The 17,795-nt window shown below is 74.0% G+C and carries 16 protein-coding genes; 10 read left to right on the forward strand and 6 right to left on the reverse strand.

Annotation, left to right across the window (positions count from 1 at the left end; translation table 11 throughout):
• The first annotated feature begins 33 nt into the window (after positions 1–33).
• From ACFP6A_RS04515 to ilvA, 3 genes are read left to right on the forward strand one after another with little or no spacing between them, the layout of a single operon-like run.
• Positions 34–1,410: a glutamate mutase L gene (locus ACFP6A_RS04515; RefSeq protein ID WP_379602160.1), complete on the forward strand. Its 1,377-nt coding sequence runs from the start codon at positions 34–36 to the stop codon at positions 1,408–1,410.
• Positions 1,407–2,717, forward strand: a complete 1,311-nt coding sequence (locus tag ACFP6A_RS04520) for an AI-2E family transporter (protein WP_379601886.1) — start codon at positions 1,407–1,409, stop codon at positions 2,715–2,717. Before ACFP6A_RS04515 ends, ACFP6A_RS04520 begins: the two co-directional genes overlap by 4 nt.
• A 6-nt stretch (positions 2,718–2,723) precedes the next feature.
• Entirely contained in the window at positions 2,724–3,944 is a 1,221-nt protein-coding gene (ilvA, locus tag ACFP6A_RS04525; RefSeq protein WP_379601888.1) for a threonine ammonia-lyase, read from the forward strand.
• A gap of 6 nt (positions 3,945–3,950) precedes the next feature.
• Here the strand turns inward: ilvA and greA are convergent, their stop codons facing one another.
• Together greA and ACFP6A_RS04535 are read right to left on the reverse strand one after the other, a co-directional pair.
• The gene (gene greA / locus ACFP6A_RS04530; RefSeq protein WP_379601890.1) at positions 3,951–4,472 is read right to left on the reverse strand and encodes a transcription elongation factor GreA; all 522 of its coding nucleotides are present in this window, start codon (positions 4,470–4,472) and stop codon (positions 3,951–3,953) included.
• A 180-nt stretch (positions 4,473–4,652) separates the two neighbouring features.
• Positions 4,653–5,045 (reverse strand): DUF4307 domain-containing protein, encoded by a 393-nt coding sequence (locus tag ACFP6A_RS04535; RefSeq protein WP_379601892.1) that lies wholly within the window; start codon positions 5,043–5,045, stop codon positions 4,653–4,655.
• 132 nt (positions 5,046–5,177) lie between these two features.
• Here ACFP6A_RS04535 and mca point away from each other — a divergent pair, with 132 nt between their 5' ends.
• From mca to ACFP6A_RS04560, 5 genes are read left to right on the forward strand one after another with little or no spacing between them, the layout of a single operon-like run.
• The gene (gene mca / locus ACFP6A_RS04540) at positions 5,178–6,038 is read left to right on the forward strand and encodes a mycothiol conjugate amidase Mca (RefSeq protein ID WP_379602162.1); all 861 of its coding nucleotides are present in this window, start codon (positions 5,178–5,180) and stop codon (positions 6,036–6,038) included.
• Complete coding sequence (locus tag ACFP6A_RS04545; RefSeq protein WP_379602185.1) at positions 6,035–6,400, forward strand: hypothetical protein; 366 nt, start codon at positions 6,035–6,037, stop codon at positions 6,398–6,400. Before mca ends, ACFP6A_RS04545 begins: the two co-directional genes overlap by 4 nt.
• 15 nt (positions 6,401–6,415) lie before the next feature.
• Positions 6,416–6,862 carry a rhodanese-like domain-containing protein gene (locus tag ACFP6A_RS04550; protein ID WP_379601894.1) on the forward strand — a complete coding sequence of 149 codons (447 nt, stop codon included), beginning with the start codon at positions 6,416–6,418 and terminating at the stop codon, positions 6,860–6,862.
• A 44-nt stretch (positions 6,863–6,906) separates the two neighbouring features.
• The gene (locus ACFP6A_RS04555) at positions 6,907–8,991 is read left to right on the forward strand and encodes a thioredoxin domain-containing protein (protein WP_379601895.1); all 2,085 of its coding nucleotides are present in this window, start codon (positions 6,907–6,909) and stop codon (positions 8,989–8,991) included.
• A 29-nt stretch (positions 8,992–9,020) separates the two neighbouring features.
• Complete coding sequence (locus tag ACFP6A_RS04560) at positions 9,021–9,488, forward strand: universal stress protein (protein ID WP_379601897.1); 468 nt, start codon at positions 9,021–9,023, stop codon at positions 9,486–9,488.
• Positions 9,489–9,554: 66 nt separating this feature from the next.
• Here ACFP6A_RS04560 and ACFP6A_RS04565 read toward each other — a convergent pair whose 3' ends face one another.
• Positions 9,555–10,244, reverse strand: coding sequence for a hemolysin III family protein (locus ACFP6A_RS04565; RefSeq protein WP_379601898.1), 690 nt, complete (start codon positions 10,242–10,244; stop codon positions 9,555–9,557).
• A gap of 128 nt (positions 10,245–10,372) precedes the next feature.
• Here ACFP6A_RS04565 and ACFP6A_RS04570 point away from each other — a divergent pair, with 128 nt between their 5' ends.
• Entirely contained in the window at positions 10,373–11,134 is a 762-nt protein-coding gene (locus ACFP6A_RS04570) for an isoprenyl transferase (protein ID WP_379601900.1), read from the forward strand.
• 395 nt (positions 11,135–11,529) lie between these two features.
• Here ACFP6A_RS04570 and ACFP6A_RS04575 read toward each other — a convergent pair whose 3' ends face one another.
• Together ACFP6A_RS04575 and pta are read right to left on the reverse strand one after the other, a co-directional pair.
• Positions 11,530–12,735 carry an acetate/propionate family kinase gene (locus tag ACFP6A_RS04575; protein WP_379601901.1) on the reverse strand — a complete coding sequence of 402 codons (1,206 nt, stop codon included), beginning with the start codon at positions 12,733–12,735 and terminating at the stop codon, positions 11,530–11,532.
• Positions 12,732–14,813 (reverse strand): phosphate acetyltransferase, encoded by a 2,082-nt coding sequence (gene pta / locus ACFP6A_RS04580; RefSeq protein WP_379601902.1) that lies wholly within the window; start codon positions 14,811–14,813, stop codon positions 12,732–12,734. Before pta ends, ACFP6A_RS04575 begins: the two co-directional genes overlap by 4 nt.
• 293 nt (positions 14,814–15,106) lie before the next feature.
• Between pta and ACFP6A_RS04585 the strand changes: the two genes are divergently transcribed.
• Entirely contained in the window at positions 15,107–16,342 is a 1,236-nt protein-coding gene (locus tag ACFP6A_RS04585) for a PhoH family protein (RefSeq protein ID WP_379602163.1), read from the forward strand.
• Positions 16,343–16,357: 15 nt separating this feature from the next.
• Here ACFP6A_RS04585 and ACFP6A_RS04590 read toward each other — a convergent pair whose 3' ends face one another.
• Entirely contained in the window at positions 16,358–17,776 is a 1,419-nt protein-coding gene (locus ACFP6A_RS04590; protein WP_379601903.1) for a class II fumarate hydratase, read from the reverse strand.
• Positions 17,777–17,795 lie beyond the last annotated feature (19 nt).

Below are 17,795 nucleotides of genomic sequence, written 5' to 3' on the forward strand. Positions count from 1 at the left end.
GCGGCACGCCGGCAGCGTGCGTCACGTGCTGGCGTGCCCGTCGTCGCCTGCGTGGACGTCGGCTCCACGTTCACCAAGGGGGTCGCCGTCGACACCCGGACCGGCGCCGTGCTCGCCACCGCGTCGGTGCCGACGACGGTGCCCGGCGACGTCCTCGACGGTCTGCACCGGGTGGTCGAGGACCTCGCCGGCCGGGCCGGGACGCCGCTGGCCGCCGAGCACGTGCTGGCCTGCTCCTCGGCCGGCGGGGGGCTGCGCCTCGCCGTCGTCGGCTACGAGCGGGCCGTCACCGCCGAGGCCGGGCACCGTGTCGGGCTGTCCGCCGGGGCGCGGGTCGTGCACGTGCACGCCGGGCCGCTCGCGCCGGCCGACGTGCGGGCCCTGCGCGCCGCCGCCCCGGACCTCGTGCTGCTCGTCGGCGGCACCGACGGCGGCAACGCCGAGGTCCTGCTGCACAACGCCGAGCGGCTCGCCCGGGCCAGGATCGGCGTCCCGGTCGTCCTCGCCGGCAACGCCGACGCCACCCCCCGCGCGCAGGAGCTGCTGCGCGCCACCGGACGCCGCGTCGTGCCTGCCGCCAACGTGCTGCCCCGGATCGGGGTGCTCGAGCCGGCCGGCGCCCGGGCCGCGATCCGCGACGCGTTCCTCCAGCACGTCATCGGCGGCAAGGGCCTGTCCCGCGGGCCCACGTTCGCCCGGCTGGTCCGCGGCCCGACGCCGGACGTCGTCCTGGCGGGGGTCGAGGTGCTCGCCGACGGCGCGCCGGACCAGGGTGTGCCCGGCCTCGGCGACGTGCTCGTCGTCGACGTCGGCGGCGCCACCACCGACGTGTACTCCGTGCTCACCCCCGAGGGAGAGGACGCAGCCCTGCGCAAGGAGGTGGTCGCCCCGCTGTGGCGGGCTCGCACCGTCGAGGGGGACCTCGGCATGCGGTGGGGGGCGCCGGGTGTCGTGGAGGCCGCCGTCGCCGAGCGGCTCGTCGGGGCGGGCGAGGCGGCCCGCCTGCACGACGCCGCGCAGCGCCGCGCCGAGGACGTCGCGATGGTGCCCGTCACCGCCGAGGAGACCGCCGAGGACGCCCGGCTCGCCGAGCTGGCGGTCACCGTCGCGCTGCGCCGGCACGCCCGGGCGGCCGGTCCGGGGAGCGCCGGGCGGGACCTGCGACGAGTCCGGGCCGTCGTCGGCTCGGGCGGCGTCCTGCGCCACGGCGGGGTGGCGGTGCGCCGCCAGGTGCTGCGGCCCGCGACGACCGACCACGCCGGCGGCTGGCGGGTCCCGGAGTCGCCGGCGGTCGCCGTCGACGGACGGTACCTGCTGTTCGCAGTCGGCCTGCTCGCCGGTGACCACCCGCAGGCGGCCGCGCGCCTTGCCCACCGGATCGTCACCGGGCGCGACACACTGACCCCATGATCCAGCGCAGCCGGCTGACCCGACCCGCCCCACGGCCGCTGGACCGCGACGTGCGCGTCCCGTACGGCGTCCGGCTGGTGTCGGACTGGACGTGGCGGCTGCTCGTCATCGCCGTCGGCATCGTCTGCGTCGGCTTTCTCGCCGCCCAGGTCAGCGTCGTCTCCGTCGCGGTGGTCATCGCGCTGCTGCTCACCGCTCTGCTGGCCCCGCTGCAACGGACCTTCCGCCGCACGGGCATGCCGTCGCTGCTGGCGGCCGGCCTCACCATCGTCACCGCGGTCGCCGCGGTGGTGGCGATGTTCACTCTCGTCGGGCAGCGGATAGCGAGCAGCTTTGCCGACCTGCGCGACCAGGCCATCAGCGGGTTCGAGCAGGTGCAGACGTGGCTCGTCACCGGTCCCCTGGGCCTGGACGAGGCCCAGGTCAACGGGTACGTCGAGCAGGCCCGCCAGCAGCTCTCGGCGAACAGCGACGCGATCGTCAGCGGTGCCCTGACCGCGACCGTGACCCTCAGCAACGTCGTCACCGGGTTGTTCCTCGCCCTGTTCGCGACCCTGTTCTTCCTCGGCGACGGACGCCGGATCTGGGCCTGGCTGGTCGGACTGGCTCCTCGCGACGTCCGGGAGCGGATCGACGGGGCCGGCCGTCGCGCGTGGGTCACGCTCACCGCCTACATCCGGGCGACGATCCTCGTCGCCACCGTCGACGCCGTCGGGATCGGCCTGGGAGCCGTCATCCTGCTGGGCCCCTCGCTCGCCGTCCCCATCGCCGTCCTGGTGTTCCTCACCGCCTTCGTCCCGATCATCGGTGCGATCTTCTCCGGCGCCGTGGCCGTGCTCGTGGCACTGGTGACGGAGGGGTTCGTCGTGGCCCTGATCATGCTCGCGGTCGTCGTCGGCGTGCAGCAGCTGGAGAGCAACGTCCTGCAGCCCGTGCTGCTCGGCCGGGCCGTCGCCCTGCACCCGCTCGCGGTCGCGCTGGCCGTGACCACCGGCATTCTCGCCGGCGGGATCGTCGGCGGACTGTTCGCCGTCCCGCTGCTGGCCGTGGTCAACACGGTGGGCCTCTATCTCAGCGGGCGGGAGGAACCCGAGCACGAGCGGCTCGACGAGCTGCCGGACCACGGGGGGCCGCTCCCGCCGCCGACCGTCACCCCGGACGGCACGGACGCTGACTCGGACACCGGCGCGGACTCGGACGCCGACTCGGACTCGGACACCGGCGCGGACTCGGACGCCGACTCGGACTCGGACTCAGACGCCGACGCGGAGGGCGCGACCGTCCGCGACCAGCGTCTGGGAGGATGACGCCCCGTGCCCCCGACGACGCTGCCGGTCACTCTCCCCGACGTCGAGGCGGCCCGTGAGCTGCTGACCGGGGTGGTGCGCCCGACCCCGCTGGAGTACTCCCGGGCGCTCGCCGAGCTCGTCGGCGGACCGGTGCACCTCAAGTGCGAGAACCTGCAGCGTGCCGGGTCCTTCAAGATCCGTGGCGCGTACACCCGGATCGCCCGGCTGAGCGAGCAGGAGAAGGCCCGCGGCGTCGTCGCCGCCAGTGCCGGCAACCACGCCCAGGGGGTGGCGCTCGCCGCCCGGCTGCTGGGGCTGCGTGCCACCGTGTACATGCCAGTCGGCGCCGCGCTGCCGAAGATCCGGGCCACCGAGGGGTACGGCGCCCACGTCGTCCTGCAGGGCAGCACCGTCGACGAGGCGCTGGTCAGCGCCCGCGAGCACGCGGAGGCGACCGGGGCGGTCCTCATCCACCCCTTCGACCACGTCGACATCGTCGCCGGCCAGGGCACCGTCGGCCTGGAGATCCTCGAGGAGTGCCCGGACGTGCGGACCGTCGTGGTCTGCACCGGCGGCGGCGGGCTGCTCGCCGGGATCGCCACCGCGGTCCGGGCCCTCCGACCCGACGTCCGGGTCGTCGGCGTCCAGGCCGGTCAGGCGGCAGCCTGGCCGGCGTCCCTGGCGGCCGGGCACCCCGTGCCGCTGGAGCGGATGTCCACGATGGCCGACGGGATCGCGGTCGGCCGCCCCGGTGACGTGCCGTTCGCGGTGGTCCGCGAGCTCGTCGACGACATCCGGACGGTGGGGGAGGAGGCCATCTCCCAGGCCCTGCTGCACCTGCTCGAGCGCGCCAAGCTGGTGGTCGAGCCCGCAGGGGCGGTCGGCGTCGCGGCGCTGATGGCCGAGCCCGGGGCGTTCGAGCCGCCCGTCGTCGTCGTCCTGTCCGGTGGCAACATCGACCCGCTGCTGCTGCTGCGCGTCATCCGGCACGGGATGGCCTCAGCCGGGCGCTACCTGTCACTGCGGGTGCGGGTCGCCGACCGCCCCGGCTCGCTGGCCGGCCTGCTCGCCGTCCTCGCCGACGCCGACGCCAACGTGCTCGAGGTCGAGCACGTGCGCACCGGTGCCGCGCTGTCCGTCGACGAGGTCGAGATCGGGCTGCAGCTCGAGACCCGGGGTCCGGAGCACTGCGATGCCGTGCTCGACCGGTTGCGGTCCGAGGGGTACCCGGTCACCTCCGCCTGAGCGGGATCAGCCGGAGAACGGCGTCGCCGAGAGGATCTCGACGTCCATCTCCTTGCCGTTGGGGGCGACGTAGGTGACGGTCTCGCCCGCCTTGCGTCCGTTGATGGCGACACCCAGCGGCGACTTCTCGCTGTAGACGTCGAGCTCGGTGTGCCCGGCGCTCTCCCGGCTGCCGAGCAGGAACTTCATCGTCGTCTGCCCGACCCTCGCCTCGACCACCATGCCCGGCTCGACGACGCCGTCGTCCGCGGGCGGCTCACCCACCTTGGCGTGCCGCAGCAGGTCCTCCAGCTGGCGGATCCGGGCCTCCTGCTTGCCCTGCTCCTCCTTCGCGGCGTGGTACCCGCCGTTCTCGCGCAGGTCCCCCTCCTGGCGGGCGGCCTCGATCCGCTTGGCGATCTCGGTCCGGCCCTCCCCGGTCAGGTGGTCGAGCTCGGCCTTGAGGCGGTCGTAGGCCTCCTGGGTCAGCCAGGTCTGGGTGCGCGTGGTCTGGGTGTGCGTGGTTTGGGTGTGCGTGGTCTCGGTCACGGTGGTGTGGTCTCCTCGTGGTACGTAGTGCCGTCCCGGGCCGGGCCCTGGGTCGTCGTCCGAACGGTGTCGGCGGCACGCCGTCGCTCAGGGCCTCGGCTCTGCTGCGGAGGCCCCGGTGGTGCGGGAAGAGAACAGGATAACAGTCGGTCCGCGTGTACCGCTGGTGACGGCGGACGGTCACACGATCCGGCAGCTGTCGACGACGCCCGTCACCGCCGGCTCGGAGGTGCGAACGACGCCTGTGCTGCGGACCCCTTGCTCCTCGGCCGGCCCGACCTCGACGGTGGCCAGCCCGACGACGGCGAAGCGCTGGTCGAGCGCCTCCAGGGTGCACTCCGCGGTCGCCTCCGGGTCCTTGACCACCGAGAACGTCACCTCGACGGTGGTGGCGTCCACGATCCGGTAGCCGACGTCGCTCCACCGGACGTCCCGGTCCGCGGCGCCGACGCCGGCCCAGAGGACCCAGCCGACGAACACCGCGCCGAGCACGAGCAGGGCGACGACCGCGCCGGGACGGCGACCGGTGCGGTCGCCGTAGCGGTCGGCCGGACGGGTCGGTGGGTGTGACATCGTGCTCCCGGTGGCGTCGGCGCGGGGACGGGCGTGAATGATGGTTCCCGCCGATTGTCCCTCAGACCCGGACGTCGGCACCGACCGGACCGACGACGAGGAGGCCACGTGGGCGACGAGCCGCTGCGGCTGATGGCTGTGCACGCGCACCCGGACGACGAGTCGAGCAAGGGAGCGGCGACGATGGCCCGTTACGTCGCCGAGGGCGTCGAGGTCATGGTCGTCACCTGCACGGGTGGGGAGCGCGGCGACATCCTCAACCCCGCGCTGGCCGACGACCCGGCGATCCTGCGGGACATGCCTGAGGTGCGTCGGCGGGAGATGGCCGAGGCGGTGCGGATCCTCGGCGTCCGGCACGAGTGGCTGGGGTTCGTCGACTCGGGGCTGCCGCAGGGCGACCCGCCGCCGCCGCTGCCCGAGGGGTGCTTCGCGCTGCAGCCGCTGCACGTCGCCGCCGAGCCGCTCGTCCGCCTGGTGCGTCGGTTCCGTCCGCACGTGATGACGACGTACGACGAGAACGGTGGCTACCCGCACCCCGACCACATCATGTGCCACAAGGTGTCGGTCGAGGCGTTCGAGGCCGCCGGGGACCCGGAGCGCTACCCGGGCGAGGAGCCGCCGTGGCAGCCGCTCAAGCTGTACTACAACCAGACCTTCCACAGGGCCCGGATGCAGGCCTACCACGAGGCGTTGCTGCACGAGGGACGCGAGTCGCCGTTCGCCGACTGGCTCGCGCGCTGGGAGGACCGCGAGGAGCGTCGGATCACCACGCGGGTGCCGTGCGCCGAGTACTTCCCGGTGCGGGACCGGGCGCTGCTGGCGCACGCCACCCAGGTGGACCCGAACGGCAGCTTCTTCGCCATCGACCACGAGCTGGCTGCGCGGGTGTGGCCGACGGAGGACTACGAGCTGGCCCGTTCGCTGGTGCCGACGAAGGAGCCCGAGGACGACCTGTTCGCCGGGATCCGTGACACGTCGGCGGCGGGTCGGTGAGCGCGCTCCCGGCGGCACTGGCCGTCGTCCCGGCGTCGTCGTTGCTCGCCGCCGGCACCGACGGCGAGGGCCTTGACCCGAACTCGATCAGCCCGGGGCTGATCGGGTTCCTCGCCACCTTCGCGGTGGTCATCGCCGCGGTGCTGCTGTTCATCAACATGTCGCGGCGGCTGCGTCGGATGAAGTACCGCGAGGAGCGGGACGCCGCCGCCGAGCGTGCTGCGCAGGAGCAGACAGATCAGCGGGCAGGTCTCGACGGAAGACCGGACGACGGTGACGGGAACCCGGGCGCCGGCTCCAGCGACGACCCTGGCGACGACCCTGGCGAGCCGGGTCGTCCCCCGGCAGCCCCGCCGTCCTGAGATACCCTGGGGGGTATGAAGCCGTCTTCCCGTCCGGCCGCCCTGGCCGCCGTCGCCCTCGCCGCCGTCCTGGCCACCGCCTCCTGCGGTGAGGCCGCGGACCCCCAGGCGCCGGCCGGCCCGGCTGCGGTGGCGTCCGCGGACGCCGGCGGCGTCCGGGTCGTCGACGCGCCGACCGCGGTCGAGCTCATCGCCTCCGGCGAGCCGCTGGTGATCGACGTCCGCACGCCGGAGGAGTTCGCCGCCGGCCACGTCGAGGGCGCCCGCAACATCGACGTGCAGTCCCCGGACTTCTCCGCGCAGGTGGCCGAGCTCGACCCGCAGGGCGGCTACGTCCTGTACTGCCGCACCGGCAACCGGTCCGCCGCCGCCGCGTCCATCCTGCGCGAGATGGGCTTCACCGACGTCGCCGACGCCGGTGCGTTCGACGCCCTGGTGGCCGCCGGAGCCCCCACGGCCTGACCGTCGTCCTCGGCTGTGTCGTGGGGGCGGGCTAGCGTGAGCGGGTGACGAATCGGCTCGCACGATCCATCAGCCCGTACCTCCTGCAGCACGCCGACAACCCGGTGGACTGGTGGCAGTGGGGTGAGGAGGCCTTCGCCGAGGCCCGCCGCCGCGACGTGCCGATCCTGCTGAGCGTCGGGTACGCCGCCTGCCACTGGTGCCACGTCATGGCGCACGAGTCCTTCGAGGACCACGAGACCGCGGCCCAGATGAACACCTCGTTCGTCAACGTCAAGGTCGACCGCGAGGAGCGGCCCGACGTCGACGCCGTCTACATGGCCGCCACCCAGGCCCTGACCGGGCAGGGCGGTTGGCCGATGACGGTGTTCCTCACCCCCGAGGGCCGCCCCTTCTACGCCGGCACGTACTACCCGCCGGAGCCCCGGCACGGGATGCCGTCCTTCCGGCAGGTGCTGACGGCGGTGGCCGAGGCCTGGCGGGACAGGCGCGACCAGATGGACGCCGCGGCCGACCGGATCGCTGTGACCCTGTCCCGGCGGAGCACGCCGGAGGGGTCCGCCCCGCCCACCGCGCAGGACCTCGAGCGAGCGGTCCGCCAGCTCGGCGCCCAGGAGGACCGCACCCACGGGGGGTTCGGCGGGGCACCCAAGTTCCCGCCGTCCGCCGTCCTGGAGTTCCTGCTCCGGCACGCCGCCACCGACGCCCCGACCGCTGCCGACGCCGCCGCGATCGCCGGACGCACCCTGCGGGCGATGGCCCGCTCCGGCACGTACGACCAGCTCGAGGGTGGGTTCGCCCGCTACGCCGTGGACCCCGGCTGGGTGGTGCCGCACTTCGAGAAGATGCTCTACGACAACGCCCAGCTCGCCCGGGTCTACCTGCACTGGTGGCGGCTGACCGGCGAGCGAACCGGGCGCCGGGTGGCCGAGGAGACCTGCGACTGGATGCTCGCCGCGCTCGGCACGCCGCACGGCGGGCTCGCCTCCAGCCTGGACGCCGACACGGTCGTCGACGGTCACGGCGTCGAGGGGGCCACGTACGTGTGGACCCCGCAGCAGCTGACGGAGGTGCTCGGCGAGCCGGACGCCGCGTGGGCGGCCGAGCTGCTCGGGGTGACCGACGGCGGCACCTTCGAGCACGGCGCGTCGACGCTGCGGATGCTCCGCGACGTCGCCGACGCGCCGGACCACGACCCCGAGGCCGCCCGCTGGCGGCGAGTCCGCGAGCAGCTCCGCCAGGCGCGCCGGCAGCGACCCCAGCCCGCCCGGGACGACAAGGTGGTCACCGCCTGGAACGGGCTGGCGGTCGCGGCTCTGGCAGAGACCGGCGCGCTGTGCGACCGACCCGACCTCGTCGCCGCCGCCGAGCGGATCGGCGACCTGCTGGTGGCCGTGCACCGCACCGACGACGGCCACCTCGTGCGCGCCTCCCGGGACGGCACGCCGGGCGCTGCCCCCGGGGTGCTCGAGGACTACGGCGACCTGGCCGAGGGCCTGTTCGCGCTGTCCGCGGCGACCGGGAGGACCTCCTGGGCCCAGGCCGCCGTCGGCCTGCTGGACGTCGTCCTCGCCGAGTTCCCGGACGGCGCCGGCGGGTTCCACGACACCTCCGTGGCGGGCACCGACGCCGCCGTCGCCGCCGTGGGCAGGCCCTCCGACCCCACCGACAACGCCGCTCCGTCCGGCTGGACCGCCGCCGCCGGCGCGCTGCTCACCGCCGCCGCGCTGACCGGGGAGGACCGCTACCGGCGCTCCGCCGAGGCTGCCCTCGCCGTCGTGACGGCCCTCGCCGGTCAGGCCCCGCGGTTCGCGGGCTGGGGTCTCGCGGTCGCGCAGGCGCTCCTCGACGGTCCGCGCGAGGTCGCCGTCGTCGGCCCGTCCGGCGACCCGGCGACCGACGCGCTGCACCGCACCGCGCTCGCCGGCACCGCCCCCGGGCTCGTCGTCGCCCGGGGGGAGCCGGACGGCGGCGACGCGGACGGCGGAGACCGACTGCCGCTGCTGCGCTACCGCGGCCTCGTCGCGGGCCGACCGGCCGCCTACGTCTGCCGCGGCTTCGTCTGCGACGCGCCCACCACCGACCCGGTCGAGCTCGCCCGCGCCGTCGGGACCGAGGTCCGTGGCTGAGCGACGCCCCGACGTGCCAGGGTGACCCCATGAGTCCCTGGGAGCCGCCGCAGTTCAGCCCCCCGATCCGCGGCATCGTCGTCGGGCACGACGGGTCGCCCGCCGCCGACGACGCCCTGAGGTGGGCGATCGAGGAGGCCCGGCTGCGGCACTGCCCGCTGCACGTCGTCCGGGCCTGGGTGCTCGCGACCGCGATCCGGGACACGGGTGTCCCCTACGGCACCGTCCCGTCGATGGAGGAGTGCCAGCGGGCCACCGAGCGGCACCTCGCCGAGGCCGTCGCGGCCGTCGACACCACCGGTGTCGAGGTGCACCAGCACGTCGTCCACGGGCCGTCGGCGCAGGCCCTGATGGCCGCGGCGGCCGACGCAGACCTTCTCGTCGTCGGTGAGCGCGGCGGCGGGGGGTTCGCCGGGCTGCGGCTGGGGTCGGTGGCCGAGCAGGTCAGCCGGCACGCCCCGTGCACCGTCGTCGTCGTCCGGGCCGCCGGGGGATGAGCGAAGCGGTGGCCTCGCTGCTGCTCGAGCCGGGCGACACCGAGCGCCCCGGGCGCCCCGGGCGCCTCAGCCGGGCTCGGCGAGCACCGCGAGCGACACCCCGGCCACGTGGGCGAGGAACGCCGCCACGGTGAGGGCGTGGAACACCTCGTGGAAGCCGAACCAGCGCGGGCTCGGGTTGGGCCGCTTGATGCCGTAGACGACGCCGCCGACGGTGTAGAGCAGCCCGCCCAGGACGACGAGAGCCAGCACGACCGGCCCGCCGCCGCGCAGGAAGTCCGGTACGAAGGCCACCGCCACCCATCCCATGGCGATGTACACCGGCACGTAGAGCCAGCGTGGGGCACCGACCCACAGCACCCGGAACAGCACCCCGGCGACCGCCGTCCCCCAGATCATCCACAGCAGCACCCGGCCGGAGCCCTCTGGCAGCAGCAGCACGGCGAACGGCGTGTACGTCCCGGCGATGATCAGGAAGATGTTGGAGTGGTCCAGCCGCTTGAGCAGCGCGTTGGTGCGCGGCGACCACGTGCCACGGTGGTAGAGCGCGCTGACGCCGAACAGCAGCGCCGCGGTGGTGCCGAAGATCCCGACGGCGACCCGGGTGCGGGTGTCCGGGGCGAGCGCCACGAGCACGATCGCCACGACCACGGCCACCGGGAACGTGCCGAGGTGCAACCAGCCGCGCAGGCGCGGCTTCACCGAGTCGGCGACGGCGTGGGCGACCTCGCCGGGGGAGCGGTGCTGGTGGTCCATGCTCCGACTCTAACCTACGGACCAGTAACCTACGAGCCCGTAGGTGTAGCGCGCGAGGGGCGTCGCGTGCGGCGCAGTAGGTTGAGGGTGTCACGCGCGAGCACGGCGAGCAGGAGGTCGGGACGGTCATGGCGCGACCCCACCCGCTGTACCGACTGTACGAGCGCCGGCTCGCTCGTTCACTGCCTGCGGACCGGGTGCCGCGCCACGTCGGAGTCATCCTCGACGGCAACCGGCGCTGGGCCCGCGCCTCCGGCGCCGACACCCGCAGCGGCCACGAGGCCGGTGCGGAGAAGGTGCTGGAGTTCCTCGAGTGGTGTGAGGAGGCCGGGGTCGAGGTCGTGACGCTGTGGATGCTCTCCACCGACAACCTCAACCGCCCCGCGGAGGAGCTTGCCGCGTTGCTCGAGGTGATCGAGGGGGTCGTCGGTCGGCTCGGGGCGGCGGCCCGCTGGCGGGTGCACCCGGTCGGGGCCCTGGACCTGCTGCCGGAGGCGACCGCCCGTCGGCTCAAGGAGGTCGCCGAGGCCACCCGCGACGTCCAGGGTCTGCACGTCAACGTCGCCGTCGGCTACGGCGGCCGCCGGGAGATCGCCGACGCGGTGCGAGCGCTGCTGCACGAGCACGCCAGCCGCGGCACCACGATCGAGGAGCTCGCCGGCCTGCTCGACGTCGAGCACATCGCCGAGCACCTCTACACCAAGGGTCAGCCGGACCCCGACCTCGTCATCCGGACCTCCGGCGAGCAGCGGCTGTCGGGGTTCCTGCTCTGGCAGAGCGCGCACACCGAGCTGTACTTCTGCGAGGCGCTGTGGCCCGACTTCCGCCGGGTCGACTTCCTGCGGGCGCTGCGCGCCTACGCCCACCGGGACCGCCGATTCGGCTCCTGACCCCCCTCGTGATCATGCAATCCCGCCACCCCGCACACCTTGCCGTGATCATGCAATCCCGCCACCCCCTACCCCGCCCCAACTCGTGATCATGCAATCCCGCCACCCCGCGCGAGACCTTTTGCGCTCGCAGAATGCTGGGTTGGTGGCGCGACACGCCGTGAAAGTGGCGTCGAACCCAGCATTCTGTGCCGGACGCGTGAGACCCCGCCCTCTCCTGTGACCCCGTCGCCGCCCTCGTGAGGGGGTGGCGGGATTGCATGATCACGGGCGGGGTGCGCGTGGTGAGGGGGTGGCGGGATTGCATGATCACGAATGGGGGCGGGGGAGGGGGTGGCGGGATTGCATGATCACGGGCGGGGTGCGCGTGGTGAGGGGGTGGCGGGATTGCATGATCACGAAGTGAGGAGGGAGAGGGTCTGGCGGGCGATCTCGAGCTCCTCGTTCGTCGGGACGACGAGCACCGCGACCGGCGAGGACGCGGTGGAGATCCGCCGGGCACCCTTGTCGGGCCGGGCGTTCGCGTCCTGGTCGAGCTCGATGCCGAGCCCCTCGAGACCCCGCAGTGAGCGCTCCCGGACCACCTGGTCGTTCTCCCCGACCCCGCCGGTGAGCACGACGGCGTCCAGCCGGCCGAGGACGGCGTAGTAGGCGCCGACGTACTTGCGGATCCGGTGGCAGTACACGTCGAGGGCCAGCTCGGCGGCGCGGGCCTGCTCGACGTCACCCGAGGCCGCCAGCCGGTGCACCTCGCGCAGGTCGCTCGCCCCGGCCAGCGCCAGCAGTCCGCTGCGGCGGTTGAGGGCCGCGTCGACCTCGTCGATGCCGAGGCCGGCCACCCGCTGCAGGTGCGCCGCCAGGGCCGGGTCGACGTCCCCGGAGCGGGTACCCATGACCAGGCCCTCGAGCGGGGTCAGCCCCATCGACGTCTCCACGCTGCGGCCACCGCGCACCGCGCACGCGCTGGCCCCGTTGCCGAGGTGCAGCACGATGAGCTCGACGTCCTCGGGCGGCCGGTCGAGCAGGCGCGCGGCCTCCCGCGAGACGTAGGCGTGCGACGTGCCGTGGAACCCGTACCGGCGGACCCCGTGGTCGCGCTGCCACTCCCGCGGTACCGCGTAGGTGTACGCCGCGGGCGGCAGGCTCTGGTGGAAGGCGGTGTCGAACACGGCGACCTGCGGCACGTCGGGCAGCATCCGCAGCGCGACCTCGAGGCCCTCGACGTTCGCCGGGTTGTGCAGGGGCGCGAGCGGCACGAGCGAGCGGACGACGTCGACGAGCTCGGCGTCCACCCTCGCCGGGGCGGAGAACCGGTTCCCGCCGTGGACGACGCGGTGGCCCACGGCGACCAGTCCGGCCTCGGCGAGGCGGGGACCGTGGGTGGCGAAGGCCTCCAGGACGGCGGACAGCGCCGCCTCGTGATCCGGCAGGTCCAGGTCGGTGACCGTCTCGCCGTCCGGCCCCCGGTGGGTGAGCCGCCCGCCGCCGACGCCGATCCGCTCGGCCAGCCCGGAGGCGTCGACGTGGCCGGAGCCGGGGTCGAGCAGGGAGTACTTCACCGACGACGACCCGGTGTTGAGCACGAGTACCCGGCCACTCACCGGTCCACTCCCACGGACTGCGCCTGGACGGCGGTGATGGCGATGGTGGCGACGATGTCCTGCACCGTGGCGCCCCGGGACAGGTCGTTCACCGGCTTGCGCAGTCCCTGCAGCACCGGACCGACGGCGACCGCGCCGGCGCTGCGCTGCACGGCCTTGTACGTGTTGTTGCCGGTGTTGAGGTCCGGGAAGACGAACACGGTGGCCCGGCCGGCGACGGTGCTGTCCGGGAGCTTCGTGCGGGCGACACCGGCGTCCACCGCCGCGTCGTACTGGATGGGCCCCTCGACGTCCAGGCCAGGACTGCGCTCCCGGGCCAGCCGGGTCGCTTCCCGGACCTTCTCGACGTCCGCCCCGGAGCCGGACGTCCCGGTGGAGTACGACAGCATCGCCACCCGTGGCTCGACGCCGAACTGGCGGGCGGTGCGCGCCGAGGAGACGGCGATGTCGGCGAGCTGCTCGGCGGTCGGGTCCGGGACGATGGCGCAGTCCCCGTACACGAGCACCCGGTCCGCCAGCAGCATGAAGAACACGCTGGAGACGACGGAGACCCCCGGCGCGGTGCCGATCACCTCGAACGCCGGCCGGACCGTGTGCGCGGTGGTGTGCGAGGCGCCCGAGACCATCCCGTCGGCCATCCCCAGGTGGACCATCAGCGTGCCGCAGTAGGACACGTCCACGACGATGTCCCGAGCAGCCTCCAGGGTGAGGCCCTTGTGGGCGCGCAGCCGGGCGTACTCCTGCGCCAGCCTCTCCCGCAGCACCGGGTCCTGCGGGTCCTGTACCCGGGCCGCCGACAGGTCCAGACCGAGCCGGGCCGCCCGCGCCGCGACGTCCGAGGGGTCGCCGAGGACGACGAGGTCGGCGATCCCGCGGCGCAGGACCGTGTCCGCTGCCCGGAGCACCCGGTCGTCGTCCCCCTCGGGCAGCACGATGAGCCGGCGGTCCGAGCGGGCCCGTTCCATCAGGTCGTGGGAGAACATCAGTGGGGTGACGACGTCGCTGCGCAGGACGTCGACCCGGTCGAGCAGCCCCTCCCCGTCCATGTGCCGTTCGACGAGGGCCAGCGCCGTCTGCACCTTCCGGTCGCTGCCCGAGGTGATGGCGCCCCGGACGGCGGAGGCGCGCTGGGCGGTCACGAAGGTGTTCCCCGCGGTGGACAGCACCGGCAACGGGGACCCGACGCCCTCCACGAGGCGGCGGATCGGGTCGTCCAGCGGGATCCCGCCGGTCAGCAGGACGCCGCTGAGGCTCGGGAAGGTGTCGGCACGGTCGGCCATGAGCAGCCCGACGAGCACCTCCTCCCGGTCGCCCGGGGTGATGACGACGGACTCCTCGGTGAGGTAGTCGAGCACCCGGGGCAGCGTCATCGCGGCGACGACGAAGCCCCGGGCCTCCCGGTGCAGCAGGTCCTCGTCTCCGAAGAGCAGCTCGGCGTCACAGGCGGCGGCGACCTGGCCCACGGTGGGGGCGCTGAGCAACGGCTCCGCGGGCAGGACCCACACCGGCGCACCGTTCAGCTCGCCGTCGGCGAAGACCGCCCGGACGGCGTCGAGGTCCCGGGGCTCGACCCGGTTGACGACGACGCCGACGACGGACGCGTGCTCCGAGCGCAGCGTCCAGCAGGTCAGCTCCGCGGCGGCGTGGACGTCCTCGGCGGGGCGGCCGCCACCGGGGACGACGGCCAGCACCGGAGAGCCGAGGTTGGCGGCGAGGCGGGCGTTGAACGCCAGCTCGGTCGGCGCGCCGACGTCGGTGAAGTCCGTGCCGACGACGAGGACCGCGTCGCTGTGCTTCTCCAGCTCCCGGTAGCGGGCCAGGACGTCGGCGACGGCACGCTCGGGGTCGGCGTGCACGTCGTCGTAGGTGATCCCGACGCAGTCCTCGTAGGGCACGTCGAGCCGGTACCGGTCGCGCAGCAGCGTGACCACCGGGTCGGGGACGTCCCCGCCACGGACCACCGGCCGGAAGACGGCGGCCCGGCCGACCCGCCGGGTGATGAGGTCGAACAGGCCGAGGGCCACCGCGGACTTGCCGCTCTCGGCCTCCGAGGCGGCGAGGTACAGGCTGCTGGCCACGGCGGACACGCTATCGGCGTGTTGCGCACCACACCGGTCCGGACCACGGCTAGCGTCGGTGAGGTCGGGCGGTCCGGTGCCGCCCGAGCGGGAGGCCCATCGATGGAGCGATCTGTGCTCCGGGAGGCGGGCCGGACCCGGCCGCCGTCCCTGACGGCGGGCCGACCGGACCCCGACCGCGAGTGACCCGGCGCGTCCGCGCCGGACAGGGAGCTGCAGTGGCCACGACCCGCCGTCCTGAGCGCCGCACGTACGTCCTGGACACCTCCGTCCTGCTGTCCGACCCCCGCGCGATGCTGCGCTTCGCCGAGCACGAGGTCGTGCTGCCGGTCGTGGTGATCACCGAGCTGGAGGGCAAGCGCCACCACAGCGAACTCGGTTACTTCGCCCGCGAGGCCCTGCGGCTGCTCGACGACCTGCGGGTGCAGCACGGTCGTCTCGACGCGCCCCTGCCGGTCGGGGACGACGGAGGCACCGTGCGGGTCGAGCTCAACCACACCGACCCGAACGGGCTGCCGGCCGGCTTCCGCCTCGGGGACAACGACAGTCGCATCCTCGCGGTCGCGAAGAACCTCGCGACCGAGGGACACGACGTCACCGTGGTGTCCAAGGACCTGCCGATGCGGGTCAAGGCGGCCGCGGTCGGCCTGGCGGCGGAGGAGTACCGCGCCGAGCTCGCGGTCGACTCCGGGTGGACGGGTACGGCGGAGCTCGACGTCACCGCCGAGCAGATGGCCGACCTGTACGAGCACGAGCGCCTGGACCTCCACGAGGCCCGTGACCTGCCCTGCCACACCGGCCTCGTGCTGCTCTCACCACGTGGTTCGGCCCTGGGACGGGTGGGCCCCGACAAGCAGGTCCGTCTCGTGCGCGGTGACCGGGGGGTCCTCGGGGTGCACGGACGCAGCGCCGAGCAGCGCATCGCCATCGACCTGCTCCTGGACCCCGAGGTGGGGATCGTCTCGCTCGGCGGCCGCGCGGGCACCGGCAAGTCCGCGCTCGCGCTGTGCGCCGGCCTGGAGTCCGTGCTCGAGCGCCGCCAGCACCGCAAGGTCGTCGTCTTCCGCCCGCTGTACGCGGTGGGCGGTCAGGACCTCGGCTACCTCCCGGGCTCCGAGGCCGAGAAGATGAACCCGTGGGGGCAGGCCGTGTTCGACACCCTCGACGCCCTCGTCGGCCGCGAGGTGATCGAGGAGGTGCTCGACCGGGGGATGCTCGAGGTGCTGCCGCTCACCCACATCCGCGGCCGCAGCCTGCACGACGCGTTCGTCATCGTCGACGAGGCGCAGTCCCTCGAGCGCAACGTGCTGCTCACCGTGCTGAGCCGGATCGGGCAGAACAGCAGGGTTGTCCTCACCCACGACGTCGCGCAGCGAGACAACCTCCGTGTCGGCCGGCACGACGGCGTCGCCGCGGTCATCGAGGCGCTCAAGGGGCACCCGCTGTTCGCGCACGTCACACTCACCCGCAGCGAGCGGTCCCCCGTCGCCGCCCTCGTCACGGAGATGCTGGAGCAGATCACGCTGTAGCGAGTAGGCCGTGGCTCAGGACTGCGGTGGCCGCGTCATCGCCAGGACGTCGAGCGCGGCGTCCAGCTGCTCTGCGGTGATCTCGCCCCGCTCGACGAAGCCGAGGTCGGCCACGGCCTCGCGGATCGTCGTCCCGGCGGTCACCGCGTGCTTGGCGATCTTGGCGGCGGCCTCGTAGCCGATGATCCGGTTCAGGGGGGTGACCACGGACGGCGACGCCTCGGCGTAGCGGCGGCAGCGCTCGACGTCCGCCTCCAGGCCGGCGACGGTGCGGTCGGCGAGCACGCGGGAGGCGTTGGCCAGCAGCCGTACCGACTCCAGCACGTTGCGCGCCATCACCGGGATCATGACGTTGAGCTCGAAGGACCCGGAGGCGCCGGCCCAGGCCACGGTGGCGTCGTTGCCGACGACCTGGGCGCACACCATGAGCACCGCCTCGGGGACAACCGGGTTCACCTTCCCGGGCATGATCGACGAGCCGGGCTGCAGGTCCGGGATGCGCAGCTCGGCGAGCCCGGTGTTCGGCCCCGAGCCCATCCAGCGCAGGTCGTTGCACACCTTGGTGAGGCTCACGGCGATGACCCGCAGGACGCCGGACAGCTCGACCAGCCCGTCCCGGGCGCCCTGGGCCTCGAAGTGGTCACGGGCCTCGGTGATCGGCAGGCCGGTCTCCTGCGCCAGCAGCTCGATCACCCGCTGGGGGAAGCCGGCAGGGGTGTTGATGCCGGTGCCGACCGCGGTCCCGCCGAGCGGCACCTCGGCGACCCGCGGCAGCGCCGCGTGCAGTCGCTCGATGCCGTGCTCGACCGCGGCGGCGTAGCCGCCGAGCTCCTGGCCCAGCGTGACCGGGGTGGCGTCCATGAGGTGGGTGCGCCCGGACTTGACCACGTCCATGAGCTCGTCGGCCTTGGCGCGCAGCGTGCTCGCGAGGTGCTCCAGGGCCGGGACGAGGTCGCGGACGACGCCCGCCGTGGCCGCCACGTGCACCGACGTCGGGAAGGTGTCGTTGCTCGACTGCGAGGCGTTCACGTGGTCGTTGGGGTGGACGTCCCGGCCTAGCCGCCGGCTCGCCAGGGTGGCGATGACCTCGTTGGCGTTCATGTTCGACGACGTCCCGGAGCCGGTCTGGAACACGTCGACGGGGAAGTGCTCGTCGTGCAGGCCCCGGGCCACCTCGTCAGCGGCCTGCGCCACGGCGTCGGCCAGGTCCGGCTCCAGGACGCCGAGCTCGGCGTTGGCTCGTGCGGCCGCCTTCTTCACCCGGGCCAGTGCCTCGATGAGCCCACGCTCCAGCCGGCTGCCGCTGATGGGGAAGTTCTCCACCGCCCGCTGGGTCTGCGCCCGGTACAGCGCCGATGCCGGCACCCGCACCTCGCCCATCGTGTCGTGCTCGATCCGGTACTCCTGCGCCTCGGGCGTCGCCTCGTTCGTCATGTGCTCATCGTGGCCGGTG

The organism is Quadrisphaera sp. GCM10027208 (genome assembly GCF_042658805.1).
Taxonomy (GTDB): domain Bacteria; phylum Actinomycetota; class Actinomycetes; order Actinomycetales; family SCSIO-59966; genus SCSIO-59966.

Coding starts and splice junctions, on each gene's coding strand:
- ACFP6A_RS04520 (WP_379601886.1), top strand. CDS start 1,407: ATGATCCAGCGCAGCCGGCTGACCCGACCCGCCCCACGGCCGCTGGAC.
- ACFP6A_RS04535 (WP_379601892.1), bottom strand. CDS start 5,045: ATGTCACACCCACCGACCCGTCCGGCCGACCGCTACGGCGACCGCACC.
- mca (WP_379602162.1), top strand. CDS start 5,178: ATGGCTGTGCACGCGCACCCGGACGACGAGTCGAGCAAGGGAGCGGCG.
- ACFP6A_RS04550 (WP_379601894.1), top strand. CDS start 6,416: ATGAAGCCGTCTTCCCGTCCGGCCGCCCTGGCCGCCGTCGCCCTCGCC.
- ACFP6A_RS04560 (WP_379601897.1), top strand. CDS start 9,021: ATGAGTCCCTGGGAGCCGCCGCAGTTCAGCCCCCCGATCCGCGGCATC.
- ACFP6A_RS04565 (WP_379601898.1), bottom strand. CDS start 10,244: ATGGACCACCAGCACCGCTCCCCCGGCGAGGTCGCCCACGCCGTCGCC.
- ACFP6A_RS04570 (WP_379601900.1), top strand. CDS start 10,373: ATGGCGCGACCCCACCCGCTGTACCGACTGTACGAGCGCCGGCTCGCT.
- ACFP6A_RS04585 (WP_379602163.1), top strand. CDS start 15,107: ATGCTGCGCTTCGCCGAGCACGAGGTCGTGCTGCCGGTCGTGGTGATC.
- ACFP6A_RS04590 (WP_379601903.1), bottom strand. CDS start 17,776: ATGACGAACGAGGCGACGCCCGAGGCGCAGGAGTACCGGATCGAGCAC.